Consider the following 15,651-nt stretch of genomic DNA (forward strand, 5'->3'; position numbering starts at 1 on the left):
TTAAGCGGAACTTTTGAGCCGGCTGACTGTATCAAATGGACACCAAATTGGTTTGTGAAAAGAGACTTGCACAAATATTCACAATGACTTCCCATCTTCAGATATCACTTTTTTATTTTGAGAACTTGGCAGTAAAAGTGGTTGCAATAGCTGTTAAAGGGATTCTTTTCTTTGGATTTAGATATCAATCTAAAATGACCTTTCTAGACTTATTTTCTTTGTTCTCCGGCTCTTTTTCCGATCCTTGGGAATCTTTGCTGATTTCCTCTAATCCCCGGTAAATAAGAATTTTTAAAGCTTCGTCCTTATCGACATTTAATTTTTTTGAGACCCTGTTGATTGTTTGAATTTCGTTTTTAGAAAGGAAAACAGGCTCAATTTCATTCTTACCCCAGCGCATCAGCATTATATTTTCAATGCCTATATTTTTTATCTGGGCTACACAGAACTCGACAGCGTGAACTCTACTGGAAAACACTTTTTCTTTAATAAGTGACTCAATCCAATCAAGAAGATCACTATCAAGAGTAATACTGAATCGCTCTTTCATCACATGTGTATAAGGTTTCTGCATTGAAATACTATTTTGTTATTTTTGAATTAAAAGTAATCTTTATATACATAAATGATTCATAATGATGATAAATGAATCATAAGCGATGAAAGGTGATTCAAATAGTCAGAAAAACCATTACCTTCGATCCCGAGGATGAAAAAATTCTGGATAGAGTCGTAAACATTGAAAAACAATATGATAGCTATTCTGCTGCTGTCCGCCGTGCTGTGCGGGCTACCTTTAAAGAAAAAGAAGAGGTGCTCGCATGACCGAGGAAAAAGTGATAGAATCAAAGCCTGAATCTGCCGCAAATGGCCTGCCTTCCTGGCAAAAAAGAGAGGTTATCAGGAGTGAGAAGATCGAGCACCAGCCGCCAAGCAAAGAGCCGATGATTCACTCCCTGCAAGACTACGTTTTTTCTGCATATGTATTTTTCGCGGGAATATTCGCCGGAATGACCTCTCTCGTTATTGCAGAACACTTCACCCAATCATATGGCATGGGTGGTTTTAGCCTTCCCTGGGCTGGATTGTTCGGCATAATTGCCCTGTTTTTTACCTGGAAGCTGGAGCAGTGGGAGGTAAAGGTATGAGCGCAGAACTTGCCGCACCTTCCTTTTCTTATCCAGAATTTACTCCTGAAAACCTCAGCCTTGAAGACCTCAGAAAAAATCCACTTATCCAGCAGTTTGCCGGGATAAGTGAAGAGGTCACAAAGCACCATGCAACCCTCGGGCTGTTCTCCAACCTCTGTAAGATGATCTGCGGAGGCGGCCCGGAATAAATCACCGTGCAGTTGAAAGCTGGTCACGACTGCGGAAAAAATATCCCAGCAGATGGCCTGTGGCAGCCGTCTCAACCACCATGCCACAAAGGAACTCAGAGATAAAAAATGAAAATTGGTGATACAAGAATGAAACAGAAAGAAACGAGACCTGTAAACGTATATGTCCGCATCGACTTAAACAAACTGCCTTCAGACATTGGTTATCATGCCCCTAACGGCAGGATAGAAGTAAGCTCTCAGGACTATCCTGCTATTGTCGAATGGGTAAAAGAAAAAGTCGAAGAAGTAAAGTGCCCGGGAACTGCCCGCAAAGTTGTAGATATTGTTTCCTGGTGTCCTAATGTCCTCAGCATGATCCTCGGAGCAGTCCTAACCAGCATGTACTTAGAAGGAGAAATTGACGGCCTCCGGAACTTCCACCCAAACGGCGTTCAGCACGATATTCTCGGAAAAGACGGTTTTGTCTACCTCGCAGATAACCTCGAACTCGAGACCAAAATCAAACCCATGGAGGCCTGTTAGGTGAAACCCGAAAAGAATGAAAAATTTGCCTCGAGTCCGGAGGTGAGCAGAGATGAGGAGTGAGAAGATCGAGCACCAGCCGCCAAGCAAAGAGCCGATGATTCACCCCTCAGAGAACTATATGTTCTCAATCTATTTACTTTTTGAGGAGGTGCAGATATGAGAGAGGTCATAGGCTGCACAGCAGAAGGACGTTTTGTATATTGCATAGATTGCAAGTACCAAGAATCAGAACAAGGGTGTAGAGAATTCATAGCTCTCCATAATGCAGAACTAAAACTATCCCTTACAAAACCCAAGAAACAAAAGACTCTGAAGGCTCAGGTTCCGGAGGTGAGGATATGAGCCTTCTAGATATGGTTATTTTTCCTGTGTACATTTGCTGTCTGGCTGGAGCCATTATAGTGTGCGGGATAATAAGCCTGTTTTCGGGGGTGGAGCAGTGAGCCGGAAAAAGGCAATTTTCCTGAATCTGGGTCCAAACACCTTTTATCCGGCAGATATGGAAATTGTCCATACTGAGGCCAGCATAAAAAATGATGAGAATGGAAAATATCTTCCAGCTGTTGTCCTGGTCCCGGTAACATGCTACCCAGAAGAACTTCTATCCAGAGCTCGCCCTGCATCCATAGCTCTTGATTGGAGATGTGACCCACTGGAACCTATCTATTATGATAGGGTAGTCGAAGACGGTTCAAAACTCCATGTCCTTGATGAAGCCGGAAATATCATACAGACATATAATACGAATTCTTCCGCTTTTGTGGCTGTATGGTGGGAAACTAAGAAACAAGAATCTTATGAAAAAATCGCGGCTAAATATTTCTCTGATTCCTTGGACGAGGGGGCGGTCTAAGTGGCTTACGAATCAAACGCTCTTGCCTCTCGTAATGGTTGCCAGATAGAGGAAATTATCAGAACCCTTTATCCTGGTGCTCAATATGACTACAGGGGAATAATTGACCTCCATATAAACGGGCAGCCCGTAGAAATCAAGTCCTGCCAAGCTCATGTGACAGACCAAAGTCATGGGACCGGGACCAGATCCGGACGTTTCGTTTTTTCAGCCGAACAGCACCAGACCCTCATAGAAAATCAAGGTGAATACATCCTAGTGGTCCATAAAGACGGAACTCCTTTCTTATACTTCAGGGTCCCTGCTTCGGCTCTTGACCTTCCAGATTTTACCGGAATAAAAAGCGTCTGCTGGAAATCGGCAATTCAGGCGGCGATAGCATGAAGTCACGAGCTAGAAAAGGTAAAAGATCTGGCCTTCTCCCTCACAGCTATCAGGCTCTTTCTGAAGATGAAAAAACCCAGGTAAAAGCCGCATTTAGAGTTTATAACAAGAATCATCCTCATAATCCATACTTCGAGATAGAGGTTTTTTATCACCGAGTTTATAGAAAAGGGGGCTGGTTCGCATGAACAGGCCTTTCAGGTACATCTGGCGCAATCATCGCCATGAAAAACAGTATGCAAAAAGTGAAAGATCTGGACGTTTATTTTTTTCCAGAGATGTATATTCCACAGGTACAGGAACTCTCCGGACTGGTCCGCGTCACCATTTCCATAATCTCGCAGGGAGGCGGGTATAATGTTGCCTTGTCTCATTATCTGGCCTGAATATGCTGACGCAATCAGGAAAAAATACAAGTGCTTCGAGGTCCGCAATTATCCAGCCCCTGAAAAGTACATAGGTCAAAAAATCGGGATCTATGCAGGCAAGCGTAAGCCTGACCAAAAAAACAATGATCGTATAAACTCAATTCTGGATACATTACGGGCTGGTCCAGACTCTTCTTTCTATCAGGGTCCTTATGTATCCGGAGATGTTCGGGGGGCTCTGGTAGCTACTGCAACCCTCGTAAATTGTACCAAGATCAAAACATACGAGGTATTTGCTTATTGTGAAAAGTACCATTTTGCTCCAGCCTCGTTCTTTGAATCTGGACCTTGTTTCTTTTGGCAGCTGGAAAACATCAGGCCCTTGAAAATTCCGATAAGATTCAGTCTGAAAGGGCCAGTTACCTGGTTTTCTATCCCTATGGAAACTCTCAGGGTTCAGGGGGTGGGCCTGTGAACCCTCCCCTTTATACTCGCTGCCTTCGATGCGGGCGTTCTCTCCGGGATCACAAGAGCAAAAGCCGGGGATATGGTCCGGAGTGCTGGCAAAAGGTAAAACATGCTCTTCCCTCCCGCCCTCCCACGATAAAAACCCGAAGCATTGAAAATATTTTTACTGTCAATGCTGTATACGAATCTATCGGGGTCCGCGTTTCTTCTCATTCTTGCCCTTCCTGCGGGGCTCTTCTGGGCTCTGCAGAGATCCACAGCTACGACCATGAAGACGGGCTGAATCTGCGGGGCTTCCTGCGTCCTCAGTGGGTCTATCTGTCCTGTCCTCGCTGCGGGATAGATATTGCCCTGCACAAACTCACGCGGAACGGCTGCGGAGATCTTTGTAAGCATTACCGTCAGATCTCGATAGCTGAGGCTCTGCGGGTATAACTCTCCTTATTTTTTTTCAATTTTTTTGGGACCGAACTATACCAGTATACTACGGGGGGAGATTATGCCAGGGCTCACTCAGAGGCAGATATCAGATTTTTATGAAATGACTAGCGGGCAACCCTATAGCGCTAGCCAATTAGCTAAATATCTTAAAGAGAAGTATAATCTTAAAGAACCTTTAAAAAGAATTTATAAAAGGGTATACGATTTCTTCAAAACGCAACTGGGTAAGCTCCATTTTATGACAGGAAGGGAAGATTCCATTCTCTGGATTCGTGCTAATCCTCTGAAACCACTTACCTTGATCCAAGATAAGCAAGTTTCCGAGAAGACCGAACTCGACAGCGGGCGACACTGTGACAAATCCGAAAAAACTTATAAACATTCAGAAAATTTGAAAGACCTTAAAAATATTAACCCTGAAAGGTGGAAAGCCCTTCATAAACTCAGCCGGTGTAACGGTTTCGGTTACATGGACCGTGAAACAAAAGAATTCATCTATACCAATAATATTTATTTCGAAGTTATCCAGGGCTTCGGTGAATACATTTCAAGGATCAATACTGAAAATATCGAAATGGTTTATAGCATGGACGGTAACCCTATTTTTTCCAGCAAAGTTCATCTTCCCTATAAAACCAGATTTACAAGTCCAGAACGCCAGGCAGCAAACAAACAAGCCTACTGGGATACCTGGAACTATGTAAACCATAGGTATCTAAAAGGGGTCTTTCTTACTCTTACTGCTCCTTCTCGCGCTGGTGACCTCGTAACAGTTAACAATCAAATGCGTGAAGCCTGGGATAAATTGAGAGATCTTCTTGACTCTAAACTTGCCAGGGGCTTAACCTACATCAAAGTAAACGAATTCCAGAAAAACGGAAGGCTGCATTTTCATCTCGTAATTTTTGGTATTAATTGGATAATGCCTATAAAACTTTTGAAAAAGATTTGGGTCAGCTACGGGGGCGGCCCGGTAATGAACATTTGCGCCATTACCCAGACAAAAGAGGGCTGGACCTGGTCGCGTAAACCTCCAAAAGAAGCAGGTGGCCAAGCTCCAGCCGGCTTTCTCTCTGATTATCTTGAAAAATCCATGTCTCCCCGTTCTGGGGCTCTATATTGGGCCTTCAATATTCAGTTCTGGTCTGCAAGTAGGGATATAAAACAGAGTCCTGAAAAACACGAAACTAAAGGATTTTGGGCTCGAGTGAGTGTAGTAGGAAAAGAAGGTAAAAGGCTTTTCCAGAAAAACAATGACAAAGCTAAAGCCTTTTTTGCGGGAGCTCTCCTGCAGACTCGCAAGAGATCAGACCCTAAACCGAAGGATAAGCCGAAGGAAATAGGAAATCCTTTGTCGGGCTTTAGAACGGCTTCAGCGTTATTCATGCAGGGGTGATTTTTTGAAAATACCAATAGAACTCATTCGAGATTCTGAGGAACTTAATGAACCTGAATATCCGGAACACCCGGGGGCAGGAAAATATCATATCTCAATCCTGCATAGCAAAGAAAGTAAAAACACTTACAATGATCTTTCAGGAAACTCAGAACAGGCTTTAAGGTCCGCTTCTGTCTTGTCCTGGGAGCAATTCTTATATAAGTAGAGGTGAAAACTTGGTAAAAAATGTTTAGAAAAAGATAAAAACGGCTTACATGGCCTAGTACCAGCACAGCTGTCATTAAGGGCAAAGTAGATGAAACTAAATTCCAATCGACTATGAAGGCTTCACTAATATTGCTAAACGTTCATTCTTTAAGTTTTAACTGAAAAGGTTTGAAGTGGGTGATGATAAATTGGATCCTTTAGAAAATATTGTTTCTGACTTTTCATATCCGGTAAAGAAGGCCATTGATGGGGCTTCTTCTTTTATTGGAAAAATATGTATGCCTGCCGCAGAAGAAGCTGGTTTATTGCTATACGACGAAGTTCATGCATTTAGAGGAAAAAACCTTGTCAGTATTGTAGAAAAATCTAAAGGAATACTGACTTTTGATCCTGATACTTTTAAATTAAAAGCATCTCCAAGAGTTATTTGGAAAATAGTTGAGAATGGCTCATGGACTGAAGATGAAAACCTTCAAAATCTGTGGGCAGGGCTTTTGGCATCTAGCTGTACAAACAATGGAAAAGACGAAAGCAATTTAATATACACGGACCTTTTGTCTAGAATTACACCTTCTGAGGCGTATATAATAAATTATTTAGGTAAAAAATGTAGTGAAAGCAAGGGTCTCCTAAATGGCTGCTTCCACACATTGATTAATTTTAACGACGAATTATTTAAAGAATGTTTATATTTTGAGAACCTTGATAAATTAAAGTGCTTAGATCATTTAGGACGTGAACTAAATCACTTAGAATCACTTGGATTAATCGAAAATGTAGAAATAGTACATAATCATCAATTTGTTGGTATGTCTACTACAGGACTGCTTTTAGATCTTTACGTTAGATGCAGTGGTTCTTTACTATCAACTGAAAAATATTTTGCCCAATTTTGGGAGAGTAATCTGAACAAATTTTAATGATTATATTGTTTTAACTTGGAGGATCAATTTTTTATCCAAAAATAATTTAGTCGTAAACTTAGTTTGATTATGCACAAGTTTTACAGTAAAACCTATGCATAAATAAAAATAATATTTAAAGAACATTTGGCACACTGCCATTATAAGTAATTCCTACTTACGATTAGAGAAAAAGAGAAAGAAAAACTTGAGTTTTATACTGGCAATGTAGCTGCCAATATACCTTTATCTGCTATCTGCGATATTGCCTCTGCTATTATTGGAATTGATTTTACTGCACATCTATTTTCTTCGTCATACCATGCGCATTTTTCTTTTAAACAAGCTTGAAACGTTTCCATTTTGGTCAAAGGTACTGAGTCTTGTACTTCTTTAATAGTTTTCCTTAAAGGACATAATAATACATCATTCATAGTTTAAACTCCATATAATTCAATTTCTTATAATTTCTAGAAACCATCCATGGCGACCGTTTTTTCGGCGTTTTACATTTACTGTACCAGGTTCAAAATAATCTGCCACCATCTTCATGACATCATGGGCAGGCACTATAATTTTATATTTATCTTTCTTTACTATACGTTTTGGATGGGGCGGGCAAAAATACCCAAGAAGCAAGTTTTTACTGTGTATCTGGAAGCTTCCATTTTTGATCCAGAAAGGTGTACTATCTCATACGTGATTTACCAGTTACCCATGACTTTTATTGCGCTGAATCCAAAATTACCATACGGTATATGCATTGTCACTAACTTATTTAACCTATAATTAGTAGAATTATGTCGGGTATGATAATTAGTTAAATCAACAACTAATTTTTTGTGCCGGGATATGTATTCTGAATATTTTTTATTTCCATAGAAAGGATTTTCAATAATTATCTTTGAAGTCCAAATGTACCCACTTTTATAAACAACCCGTCCTATTGGATTCAATGTCAAACCTTCGGATGTTAACTTAATTTCTTCTGTTTTGTATCCTTCTTTAATGAAATCTGGCTCCTTTAATCCAACTTCTTTATAAAAATCCACGAATCTTCCAGTATTGAACGGAAACCCGTCCAGGATGAATCCGGCTTCGAGATAATCAAAAGTTATAGCATTATGTTGATATGTAGTATCTGGTTGAAAAGCCATATAAAAGAAGAAGTCAGAACATCTTGCTAGAAAACATGCTACTTCTCTATGATGCGGCCTAAGTAGTTTTGCATCCTCATAGCGTATTTTTTGCTCTTCGAGAGCTTTAAGAAAATTATCCGGCCCATAGCCAAACCAAGAGTAATTTACCTCTTTTTTGTTGCATGTTTGATTTATCAGAAAAGATGGATTTTTCCATACAGATATATTTCCATCAAAAAACGTAAAAAAAGTTCTTAAAATATTTTCCAACTTTTCGAAACTAACATTCATCGCTTGATCTGACTTAAAATAGTATTGTTTAGAATGATTAAAATGGAAAATATCACTAAACAAATCACAACATAGGCGATTATCGGTTTCGATTTTAATGTATGGTAGAGTCTTACCATCCTCACGTAATTTTGTTTCAATTGGGTAAATAATATCGCTTTCCTCGTCGTAATCCTTTTCGTAATCTGCTTCGAACTCTTTCTCTAATTCTACCTCTGATTCTTCCTCGAATTCTTTATTGATAATTCTAATCAACTCCTTAACAAACTGATAATATTAACGAACAATATAAACAATTGATTAAAAAGTTTTCTATTTAATTATCAGGAAGTTGAATTATACAAGATCAATTTTATAAAATAACTTTCTTATTTTACCTTTCTGTGACGTTGGGCAAAAATACACAGGTTTTATAGGAAAACCTGTGCATTTTTCATGATTTGATATAATTATGAGGTTATTTTGGCTCAAAAACACTCAATATACACAGCTTTAAATAAAATCTGTGTATATATTACTTTGGTGATTTTTTGGTGAAATATCCCAAATCAGGTTATGAAAAAGATTCTGAAGTCTTACATTTCTATGTGAAAGATGTAAGAATTCTTACCCCTAAAGAATATGAAGCATTAAAGACGGCTATTCCAAAAGATCAGCACAAAACAATTTTAGATATTCTATTAATTACAGGGATGCGATACGCTGAGCTTTTAAGGCTTTATGATAATCCTGCCTGGTATAACGAGAAAAGAAATCTAATCCATCTTCCGGAAGAAGCCCAGAAGAAACGTAAAAGAAGACAGTTAGAAAGAACTATTCATCCTCTTCCTTCAATGTTCAACTATCTTCTAAAGGACTTCTGGCAGGCCCGTAAACCTCCATTAGAAAGTACCTGGAATAAGAACCTTCAAAGATGGGCTCTATCTGCAGGCATAAACCCTTATGGCCTTTCTGCAAAATCAAGTAGAAAAACATTGGAATCCTGGTTAATTGCTTCCGGGGTTGTTGAGTCTACTGTATGTTTAAGACAGGGTCACGATTCTTTAACCTCTATGCGCCACTATCAAGGGCTCGCCTTTTCAGACGAGGAATTAAGAGATATTAAAAAACAGCTAATTGCATGGGGTTTTTCTTTATAATATCAAAAAAGGACTATGAAAAAAAGAGAACTTCCTTGTTAGATTAAGAAAATAATACCAACATTACTTAAAAAATAATACTTTTAGATACCTATTGGTATCTCTTTCTGTTATAATTTGTCTTTTTTTCCATTTTTCAGTTAATTTTCTTGAGCTTGCAATACTTACCAAAGTTGTATGCAATCCCTCCCCCATATATGATGAATGAAAAAAATGGACTGATATTAAGGAAATAGGAGATCCACACACAAACAAAACCTACAATAGTTAGGTTCCTTATGTTGTCTGGAATTGTCTCTAATGTCAGTTCTTTTTCAAATCCGATTTTTCTTCCTATTTCTAATACTCTTTCATTCAATGTTTTTACTCTAAAGTTCATGCTGGCCATACTCCATCTATTCTTTTTTCTCCAGCTGTGGATATCCACTTTATGCGGATCTTGTCTCCTGGCTGCAGGCCTTCCGGAACCTCACAGTCTTTGAAATAAATATACTCCTGAGAATTATCCTGGCTAACCTTCAGCAGCAGTCCCCCTTCCGGATCAAATAGATCTGTTTGGTGTTGTTCCAGGATTACATACTCCTGGTATTCTTCATGAGGAACAAGGACAAACAAAGCCAAGCAAAAAATAGATACCATGCTTGCAAGGAGAAGTATTCTTCCTGTGGTCCTGATATTTAGCTTCATATTTGTTTTACTGCTTCTTCTAAAATAATACGACTGAGAGCAGAGTCACTCATTTTGTATTTTTTAGCTTTTTTCTGTACATCATCCTTCAATTTCTCCGGAACGAGAACCCTTAGATAGACCATCTGGCCGTATTTTTTGTTTCCCATTGCAGAAGCCCTCCTGCGGCAGCAGTACCGCATTAATGCTTATAACAATCACATAATATTTATCATTATTCACAAAGATATATGTAATATAACATATACTATTTAGTATACACAAACTGGAGTATGACCTAATGTCGATGAAAGCCAAGTCCTTAGTAAAGTTCTTCTTACTTGTTTGTGCTTGCCTCACAGCAAGAATGTTTGGTAAGAAGAAGCAAGCAGACGAGATGCTAAACGAGCTTTATATTATCAGGCATCAAATGAACGAGTTCAGCAAGAATGAAGCTGGAACGATGGGTGTTATGGATGCTGTTCTGGTAGTTGTTACAGGCGCTGTTGTAATGGGTGTAGGTGCAATGATTCTTGCAAAGATACAGCCTAATGTGGTTGGGTCCGACGAGGTAAGCAACGGCACTATTACATCAATTTTCGGTACAGCCTGGGACGCATTCGGCCTGCTGCCTGTGGCTCTGATAGTGGTTGCAGCTGTTGTTATAATAGGTACTGTTATGCTGCTCTCAAGGGCAGCCTAAGGAGGGGATCAATGAACACTTCCCTCTACATTTTTTTCTCAACTATTACCTTCTTCATGCTCATTCTTGGGCTGTATGACTGGGGAGCAACAAAACAGAAAATAGCAGCATTCCCCACACTGTTGAGTACTATCCTTTCAATAATCCTGTTCGCTACTAGCTGGGATATTAGATACTCTTCGGGTGGGATAGAATTAGCTGCACTACACAGCTGGGAAGCTTATGTGATAGCGGTATTCTGGGCTCTGCTGTTTTTTGTCAGCATCCTGCTAACAATTGTAATCATATTTGAAAAATCAAAAAGTATCCTGGAGGACTTCAATTGAACGAAATTCCGGAGAGTTATTTTACAGCAGGATATGTACCTACAAACCCCAATCAGCAACGTCCTTTGCAGTTCAGGAGTGAGCAACTAGACTTTATCCAGGAACTTCTGAACAAAGAAGAACTGATGAAAAACATACCTCCTCATTTCAAGCTGTTCACATCGGCGTTTATAAAAAATCTTGCAATCTCAAACTTTACAGAGAAGGATATTCGGTACATAGTCACAGCATTTGATGACATTAAGACCGCAACAATAATGGCAAAACCTCCTTCTTTCTTCACCTGGGAAGATGAGTCAGTATTCACTCATCTCAGACCTATTGTGTTTACCGAAGCCTGCAGAGCAAAAGAAGGGCAGGAAAGAAAGCTGCTGGCTACTTCCATAAACCAGACCTATTTGCAACAAGATGTAAGAGGTATGCAGTCTGCCGGGTCTGGAGGCATATGGAACAGAATGAGGAAACTCTTTGGAAGGGGATACTAATGCAATTGCTCTCTCTTTTCTATGTATCCATATTTTCCAATTTCATAATCCTAATGATCTTCTTAGTGTTTGCTATGATTACAGCTCCTGTATCTGTTCCTTTCTTGCTTGCCAAGCTGAAAAAGGGCAATATTCTTATCATGAAGATGTTAAACGGTGGTATCCGCTTTATCTATGCAGACCAGGAAATGCATACTAAAAATTACGGAACCTTTCTTCCAAATCCAAAGGCTGCCACCAGACTCGCTGGAGTCTCTGCATATGTTGCCTATGAGGGTCACGCTACACCACCGACAATAGAGGCTTCCAAAGCAGCTGAAAAACTCAAGGAAAACCACGTTCTTCCTGAAGAAGAAATAAAAGAAACTGCTGAAAGGGCTTTTAACTCTGGAATTCTCGAGGAATACGATGTTTCTGCACTGTATGAGTACGCAGCTGCTATCAATCCACATTACGTGGATGCAAGGATAGAAAGAAGAGCTGCAGAACTGGCAAGAGGTATGAGAAATCCGTTACCTCAGATCTTTGGATATGCAATAGTTTTGATAATAGTATTGATCGGCTTTGCCCTATTCTGGAAAATCATCGCAGGGGGAGCTGGCGGTGCAGCTGTATCAGGTCTGGCAAACGCAGTATCCCCTTCAACTGTTAACATATGAGAATTATCCGGTAATAAGGAAGGGTTAAGCATGTCAGAGGATTACCAGGACAATTACAACCAAAATAGTAGGTACAACAATACAGGTTCCAAGTCCCTATACAGATTTGACATCTCAATGAGAGTCATAGAAGTCATAGATCTAGAAGGGGATCTTTATACCTGCCTGAGATTCCAGGGCATTTCAAAAGCAACCGAAGATTGCTATATCCTCTTCATCAACTCATTTTTCAAGCTATTCTACATGACTGCTATTCTGACTAAAAACGCAGAACTTCTGAGCCATATAGAAGCTGCGTTTCAGAAAGAGGACATCTCATTATACCTACAGGGTCCAAAGGGCGAGCCAGTAAATGCAAACCTGTTTATGAATCTTTTTGAGGACTATCTAAAGCAACTCAAAGAAGATGGAATTTATGATCCGACAATTACCCGCTACTTTATGAATGCTTTCAATGCATGGGAGGGGTCCCTGGGATGAGTTTCGCAAAATACGTTCAAGAGGCTAGAAATAAGTCTGAATTAAAGCAGGAACCTCTTGCAATCACTAAAGCGAATATTGCAAAAATTGTAAGCTATTGCCAGCAGAAAAGACAGGATTGGGTCTTTTTCGTTACAGGTCTTGAAGGGTCCGGAAAATCCACTTTGGCAGCCCAGCTGGCAAAGATACTGGACCCTGAATTCTCTCTAAAAGAAGGGATGATATATGATTTTAGAGACTCTGAACATTCCTTTATCAATTTCATGCTGAAATACCAGGATATACCGTATAAAGTAGCCTGGTATGATGAAGCAGTTACGGTTCTTTTCTCTCAGCAGCATAACACAAGGGATTCAGCCCTTGCCCAGAAAATATTTAAGATCAAAAGGGACTGCCGGCACTATGACATTCTTGTATCTCCCTCATTTTGGGACATAGTTCCAGATATCCGGGAAAGAAGAGTGAAAAGTCTGCTATATTGTTTCACTACCATCCATCACCCTGCTCAGGGAAGGACTGAGTTCAGATATCATGTAGCATACTTCTCCGGGGAAAAGATCATCAGAATTTCCCAGAACAGAAAGGCAAAAACTGCTTTTCGAAGTTATAAAGCTCTTTTCAAGCTCGTAAAACCCGATTATGTAGAAGACTTTCCAGAATTGCCTTCAGATTTTGAAAAGGAATACCTCAAGTTTAAACGGGATCACAGAACGGGGATCATAGAAGCAGCTGCAGGTATAGATGAGACTCAAGGAACTAACAAACTGCTGCAACCCGAAAGCGGAAAGCTGGATTTCACGGGGGTAAGACAAAAGCTTATAGAAATATCAGGAGGGGCCATTGAAGAATGCAGCGAGTGAAGACTATTGCAATATTGATCTTATGCATATTTCTTCTATCGGCTACAGCTGCAGCAAAACAGGACAACAGTAGAGTACTGACCAACGAAGACCTCTCAAAGCTTCGTCTTCAGGAGATCCAGAGTAAAAAACAGTTTGTTGAACCCTGCAAAGTCAAGACTGCACAGGAAAAACAGCTTTACAAACATCAGATAAAGGATCTGAACGAAGAGATTGAAATCTATGCAAATCTGGACAGTAGTACAATAGTCTGCGGAAAAACGAAGGAGGGTAAAATTCGATTAGTTGATATTGACAAAAAAGAGCATAAACTACGCAGTATAAAATTGAAGTATGGAGACATCCAGCAGGTACCAGGTTTTCAAGATAACTTAATCAAAATAACCCATTATAATGATGCTGGTCTTGCTGATGCTGTATGGCTGCAGGAAGTCCGAAATGATAACGGATGGGTGTATCTAGAGGATTTACCTTTTTCTGAAATTGAAATAGGCGGGTTCCTGGGAGAGTACCGGAAAGTAGGAACATTAACCTATCCAGTATCTCAAACTTTCAATTTAGGATCAGATTTCACTTCTGATAATGTTAACTATATTGAAGTCTCCATTGATCCGGTTTACAACAAAACAGGACCTTATGACATTCCTACCAATGGACTCGTAGCATGGTGGAGATTTGATGAAGGAGAGGGAACTTTAGTTCAAGACTTCTCTGGCAACGGAAATCACGGAACTGCTGAAAACGGAATGAACTGGACTGAAGGAAAATATAACGGAGCGGGATTATTTGATGGAGACAATGACAGAGTAATAATACCAAATAGTGCTTCTCTTTCAGTTGAAAATAATAGCTGTACCTGGGTATTCATATTGAATTCAAGTGGCGATACTGGGTCCCAAATATTTTACCAGCATGGTGGAAGTGGAGGATCGATGTCCATCAGACCATACCTGACATCTGTTGGAGGATTCAATCTAGATCATACCACACAGACAGGACTCAAATATTGGTCAATACCCGACACTTCCAGCATTAACACCACTAGAATGATACTGATAGAGTACATCAGAGAAACACCAACACTGAACGTCTATATTGATAACCAGCTTGTAGGGTCACGAGAACTTGACAGCGCGCTAATTCAGCACACAAGTTATCTATATATTGGCTACAGTTCGGGTTCATTCAATGGCTATATTGACAACGTAATGATATACAACAGGCTTCTATCAGCAGAAGAAAAAGCACTTCTTTATTATGATAATCTTCAGAACCTTAGACTAAAAACCAACAGTGATAGTACATATTCGGATTATCTGAATGGTTCCGGAACTATTCAGGTACCCTATGAAAACAGCGGTGAAGCATTTAATTCTCTAATTGCTAATATTCCAGATGAAGTCGAAATTGATGGAATTACTGTTAGAGATTATACAAAAACTGTTACTCCTTTTAATGTGACAGCTAATGTAGGATACACAGAAAATACAACGATTATAGAAGAAACATTAACTGACACTGAATACACGATATACGTCAGATATTCACCTTTAAACAGTTATGGGTCTGGAACAATCACTTACACAGCAGACCTTAATCCTATTCTTTCATCTTCTCTCCTGCAATACTCTCTTGAATCCAATAACCCGGCGGCAGATCTGAGCTACGACTCTGAGACATATACTTTTCTCATTGAAACCGGAGCAGTCTTGGAAGACCAGGTGTACAACTTCCTGATTACTTGCACGAAGGACGGAACTCCCATAGATCGCGTAATCAGTGACGGATTTGGAAACAGCCAGCTTGGAGTTTATGAAGCAATAGGGAGCGAGGCCTACATGATAGGATCTTTGTATCCCTCCAGATCTTCGAATTATGATTGGTATTTAAACGGCAACTGGGCAGATGTTGCAGGTCTTGCGGTAATGATTCCTTTGGTTATAGTAGCTGTGTTTATCTGCTTGATTTTCATCAGGAGGGACTGAAACGAAACTATACGAAGTTTCTACTATTG

27 protein-coding genes are annotated in these 15,651 nt (G+C 39.8%); 21 read left to right on the forward strand and 6 right to left on the reverse strand.

All coding sequences use genetic code 11. The features are described 5' to 3' along the window. Positions 1-184: 184 nt before the first annotated feature. On the reverse strand, positions 185-550 hold the full coding sequence (locus AOB57_RS04150; protein WP_054299163.1) for a ribbon-helix-helix domain-containing protein: 366 nt from the start codon (positions 548-550) through the stop codon (positions 185-187). Between the two features lie 116 nt (positions 551-666). Between AOB57_RS04150 and AOB57_RS04155 the strand changes: the two genes are divergently transcribed. From AOB57_RS04155 to AOB57_RS04215, 13 genes are all read left to right on the forward strand, one after another. After that, a complete protein-coding gene (locus AOB57_RS04155) occupies positions 667-825 on the forward strand; it encodes a hypothetical protein (RefSeq protein WP_167829538.1) in 159 nt (52 codons plus the stop codon). Further along, entirely contained in the window at positions 822-1,148 is a 327-nt protein-coding gene (locus AOB57_RS04160) for a hypothetical protein (RefSeq protein WP_054299164.1), read from the forward strand. The genes AOB57_RS04155 and AOB57_RS04160 overlap by 4 nt, the downstream gene beginning before the upstream one ends. After that, positions 1,145-1,339, forward strand: a complete 195-nt coding sequence (locus AOB57_RS04165) for a hypothetical protein (protein WP_054299165.1) — start codon at positions 1,145-1,147, stop codon at positions 1,337-1,339. Before AOB57_RS04160 ends, AOB57_RS04165 begins: the two co-directional genes overlap by 4 nt. Positions 1,340-1,468: 129 nt before the next feature. Continuing rightward, complete coding sequence (locus AOB57_RS04170; RefSeq protein WP_156151226.1) at positions 1,469-1,864, forward strand: hypothetical protein; 396 nt, start codon at positions 1,469-1,471, stop codon at positions 1,862-1,864. Positions 1,865-2,023: 159 nt separating this feature from the next. Then, positions 2,024-2,209: a hypothetical protein gene (locus AOB57_RS04175; RefSeq protein WP_048159104.1), complete on the forward strand. Its 186-nt coding sequence runs from the start codon at positions 2,024-2,026 to the stop codon at positions 2,207-2,209. Between the two features lie 97 nt (positions 2,210-2,306). Next, on the forward strand, positions 2,307-2,720 hold the full coding sequence (locus AOB57_RS04180; RefSeq protein WP_156151227.1) for a hypothetical protein: 414 nt from the start codon (positions 2,307-2,309) through the stop codon (positions 2,718-2,720). Continuing rightward, positions 2,721-3,104, forward strand: a complete 384-nt coding sequence (locus AOB57_RS04185; protein WP_048159106.1) for a hypothetical protein — start codon at positions 2,721-2,723, stop codon at positions 3,102-3,104. Further along, a complete protein-coding gene (locus AOB57_RS04190) occupies positions 3,101-3,292 on the forward strand; it encodes a hypothetical protein (protein ID WP_054299166.1) in 192 nt (63 codons plus the stop codon). Before AOB57_RS04185 ends, AOB57_RS04190 begins: the two co-directional genes overlap by 4 nt. Further along, positions 3,289-3,462, forward strand: coding sequence for a hypothetical protein (locus AOB57_RS04195; RefSeq protein WP_167829539.1), 174 nt, complete (start codon positions 3,289-3,291; stop codon positions 3,460-3,462). Before AOB57_RS04190 ends, AOB57_RS04195 begins: the two co-directional genes overlap by 4 nt. Next, positions 3,462-3,947 (forward strand): ASCH domain-containing protein, encoded by a 486-nt coding sequence (locus AOB57_RS04200; RefSeq protein WP_048159108.1) that lies wholly within the window; start codon positions 3,462-3,464, stop codon positions 3,945-3,947. Before AOB57_RS04195 ends, AOB57_RS04200 begins: the two co-directional genes overlap by 1 nt. Further along, entirely contained in the window at positions 3,944-4,375 is a 432-nt protein-coding gene (locus AOB57_RS04205) for a DUF6011 domain-containing protein (protein ID WP_048159109.1), read from the forward strand. Before AOB57_RS04200 ends, AOB57_RS04205 begins: the two co-directional genes overlap by 4 nt. A 244-nt stretch (positions 4,376-4,619) precedes the next feature. Continuing rightward, positions 4,620-5,777: a replication endonuclease gene (locus AOB57_RS04210; protein ID WP_167829540.1), complete on the forward strand. Its 1,158-nt coding sequence runs from the start codon at positions 4,620-4,622 to the stop codon at positions 5,775-5,777. Positions 5,778-6,160: 383 nt separating this feature from the next. Further along, positions 6,161-6,907 (forward strand): Abi-alpha family protein, encoded by a 747-nt coding sequence (locus tag AOB57_RS04215; protein WP_054299169.1) that lies wholly within the window; start codon positions 6,161-6,163, stop codon positions 6,905-6,907. A 197-nt stretch (positions 6,908-7,104) separates the two neighbouring features. Here AOB57_RS04215 and AOB57_RS04220 read toward each other — a convergent pair whose 3' ends face one another. Beyond that, positions 7,105-7,323, reverse strand: coding sequence for a hypothetical protein (locus AOB57_RS04220; RefSeq protein WP_054299170.1), 219 nt, complete (start codon positions 7,321-7,323; stop codon positions 7,105-7,107). Between the two features lie 270 nt (positions 7,324-7,593). Next, on the reverse strand, positions 7,594-8,574 hold the full coding sequence (locus tag AOB57_RS04225; RefSeq protein ID WP_054299172.1) for a hypothetical protein: 981 nt from the start codon (positions 8,572-8,574) through the stop codon (positions 7,594-7,596). Positions 8,575-8,852: 278 nt separating this feature from the next. On the opposite strand from AOB57_RS04225, the gene AOB57_RS04230 reads away from it, so the two are divergent. Next, on the forward strand, positions 8,853-9,458 hold the full coding sequence (locus AOB57_RS04230) for a site-specific integrase (protein WP_226999635.1): 606 nt from the start codon (positions 8,853-8,855) through the stop codon (positions 9,456-9,458). 136 nt (positions 9,459-9,594) lie between these two features. Here the strand turns inward: AOB57_RS04230 and AOB57_RS04235 are convergent, their stop codons facing one another. Genes AOB57_RS04235 through AOB57_RS04245 form a run of 3 tightly spaced genes read right to left on the reverse strand, consistent with a single transcriptional unit; the run spans position 9,595 to position 10,294 of the window. Then, positions 9,595-9,837, reverse strand: a complete 243-nt coding sequence (locus AOB57_RS04235) for a hypothetical protein (RefSeq protein ID WP_048159116.1) — start codon at positions 9,835-9,837, stop codon at positions 9,595-9,597. Next, positions 9,834-10,145: a hypothetical protein gene (locus AOB57_RS04240; protein WP_048159117.1), complete on the reverse strand. Its 312-nt coding sequence runs from the start codon at positions 10,143-10,145 to the stop codon at positions 9,834-9,836. The genes AOB57_RS04235 and AOB57_RS04240 overlap by 4 nt, the downstream gene beginning before the upstream one ends. Beyond that, positions 10,142-10,294 carry a hypothetical protein gene (locus AOB57_RS04245; protein WP_156151228.1) on the reverse strand — a complete coding sequence of 51 codons (153 nt, stop codon included), beginning with the start codon at positions 10,292-10,294 and terminating at the stop codon, positions 10,142-10,144. The genes AOB57_RS04240 and AOB57_RS04245 overlap by 4 nt, the downstream gene beginning before the upstream one ends. A 131-nt stretch (positions 10,295-10,425) precedes the next feature. On the opposite strand from AOB57_RS04245, the gene AOB57_RS04250 reads away from it, so the two are divergent. Genes AOB57_RS04250 through AOB57_RS04280 form a run of 7 tightly spaced genes read left to right on the forward strand, consistent with a single transcriptional unit; the run spans position 10,426 to position 15,622 of the window. Beyond that, positions 10,426-10,827 (forward strand): hypothetical protein, encoded by a 402-nt coding sequence (locus AOB57_RS04250; RefSeq protein ID WP_048159118.1) that lies wholly within the window; start codon positions 10,426-10,428, stop codon positions 10,825-10,827. Positions 10,828-10,838: 11 nt separating this feature from the next. After that, positions 10,839-11,153: a hypothetical protein gene (locus AOB57_RS04255; protein ID WP_048159119.1), complete on the forward strand. Its 315-nt coding sequence runs from the start codon at positions 10,839-10,841 to the stop codon at positions 11,151-11,153. Continuing rightward, entirely contained in the window at positions 11,150-11,638 is a 489-nt protein-coding gene (locus tag AOB57_RS04260; protein WP_048159120.1) for a hypothetical protein, read from the forward strand. The genes AOB57_RS04255 and AOB57_RS04260 overlap by 4 nt, the downstream gene beginning before the upstream one ends. Further along, positions 11,638-12,297 (forward strand): hypothetical protein, encoded by a 660-nt coding sequence (locus tag AOB57_RS04265; protein WP_048159121.1) that lies wholly within the window; start codon positions 11,638-11,640, stop codon positions 12,295-12,297. Before AOB57_RS04260 ends, AOB57_RS04265 begins: the two co-directional genes overlap by 1 nt. Before the next feature lie 30 nt (positions 12,298-12,327). After that, on the forward strand, positions 12,328-12,777 hold the full coding sequence (locus tag AOB57_RS04270) for a hypothetical protein (protein WP_048159122.1): 450 nt from the start codon (positions 12,328-12,330) through the stop codon (positions 12,775-12,777). Next, complete coding sequence (locus tag AOB57_RS04275; RefSeq protein ID WP_054299173.1) at positions 12,774-13,637, forward strand: hypothetical protein; 864 nt, start codon at positions 12,774-12,776, stop codon at positions 13,635-13,637. The genes AOB57_RS04270 and AOB57_RS04275 overlap by 4 nt, the downstream gene beginning before the upstream one ends. Continuing rightward, positions 13,625-15,622 (forward strand): LamG domain-containing protein, encoded by a 1,998-nt coding sequence (locus tag AOB57_RS04280; protein ID WP_048159124.1) that lies wholly within the window; start codon positions 13,625-13,627, stop codon positions 15,620-15,622. The genes AOB57_RS04275 and AOB57_RS04280 overlap by 13 nt, the downstream gene beginning before the upstream one ends. Positions 15,623-15,651 lie beyond the last annotated feature (29 nt).

It is taken from the genome of Methanosarcina flavescens, from assembly GCF_001304615.2.
GTDB classification, from domain to species: Archaea; Halobacteriota; Methanosarcinia; order Methanosarcinales; family Methanosarcinaceae; genus Methanosarcina; species Methanosarcina flavescens.

Excerpts from the sequence above, each read along its gene's own strand:
- AOB57_RS04200 (WP_048159108.1), top strand. The coding sequence starts at position 3,462 with ATGTTGCCTTGTCTCATTATCTGGCCTGAATATGCTGACGCAATCAGG.
- AOB57_RS04150 (WP_054299163.1), bottom strand. The coding sequence starts at position 550 with ATGAAAGAGCGATTCAGTATTACTCTTGATAGTGATCTTCTTGATTGG.
- AOB57_RS04250 (WP_048159118.1), top strand. The coding sequence starts at position 10,426 with ATGTCGATGAAAGCCAAGTCCTTAGTAAAGTTCTTCTTACTTGTTTGT.
- AOB57_RS04245 (WP_156151228.1), bottom strand. The coding sequence starts at position 10,294 with ATGGGAAACAAAAAATACGGCCAGATGGTCTATCTAAGGGTTCTCGTT.
- AOB57_RS04165 (WP_054299165.1), top strand. The coding sequence starts at position 1,145 with ATGAGCGCAGAACTTGCCGCACCTTCCTTTTCTTATCCAGAATTTACT.
- AOB57_RS04275 (WP_054299173.1), top strand. The coding sequence starts at position 12,774 with ATGAGTTTCGCAAAATACGTTCAAGAGGCTAGAAATAAGTCTGAATTA.
- AOB57_RS04235 (WP_048159116.1), bottom strand. The coding sequence starts at position 9,837 with ATGAACTTTAGAGTAAAAACATTGAATGAAAGAGTATTAGAAATAGGA.
- AOB57_RS04265 (WP_048159121.1), top strand. The coding sequence starts at position 11,638 with ATGCAATTGCTCTCTCTTTTCTATGTATCCATATTTTCCAATTTCATA.
- AOB57_RS04270 (WP_048159122.1), top strand. The coding sequence starts at position 12,328 with ATGTCAGAGGATTACCAGGACAATTACAACCAAAATAGTAGGTACAAC.
- AOB57_RS04280 (WP_048159124.1), top strand. The coding sequence starts at position 13,625 with ATGCAGCGAGTGAAGACTATTGCAATATTGATCTTATGCATATTTCTT.
- AOB57_RS04160 (WP_054299164.1), top strand. The coding sequence starts at position 822 with ATGACCGAGGAAAAAGTGATAGAATCAAAGCCTGAATCTGCCGCAAAT.
- AOB57_RS04210 (WP_167829540.1), top strand. The coding sequence starts at position 4,620 with ATGACAGGAAGGGAAGATTCCATTCTCTGGATTCGTGCTAATCCTCTG.
- AOB57_RS04190 (WP_054299166.1), top strand. The coding sequence starts at position 3,101 with ATGAAGTCACGAGCTAGAAAAGGTAAAAGATCTGGCCTTCTCCCTCAC.
- AOB57_RS04255 (WP_048159119.1), top strand. The coding sequence starts at position 10,839 with ATGAACACTTCCCTCTACATTTTTTTCTCAACTATTACCTTCTTCATG.
- AOB57_RS04220 (WP_054299170.1), bottom strand. The coding sequence starts at position 7,323 with ATGAATGATGTATTATTATGTCCTTTAAGGAAAACTATTAAAGAAGTA.
- AOB57_RS04240 (WP_048159117.1), bottom strand. The coding sequence starts at position 10,145 with ATGAAGCTAAATATCAGGACCACAGGAAGAATACTTCTCCTTGCAAGC.
- AOB57_RS04195 (WP_167829539.1), top strand. The coding sequence starts at position 3,289 with ATGAACAGGCCTTTCAGGTACATCTGGCGCAATCATCGCCATGAAAAA.
- AOB57_RS04175 (WP_048159104.1), top strand. The coding sequence starts at position 2,024 with ATGAGAGAGGTCATAGGCTGCACAGCAGAAGGACGTTTTGTATATTGC.
- AOB57_RS04170 (WP_156151226.1), top strand. The coding sequence starts at position 1,469 with ATGAAACAGAAAGAAACGAGACCTGTAAACGTATATGTCCGCATCGAC.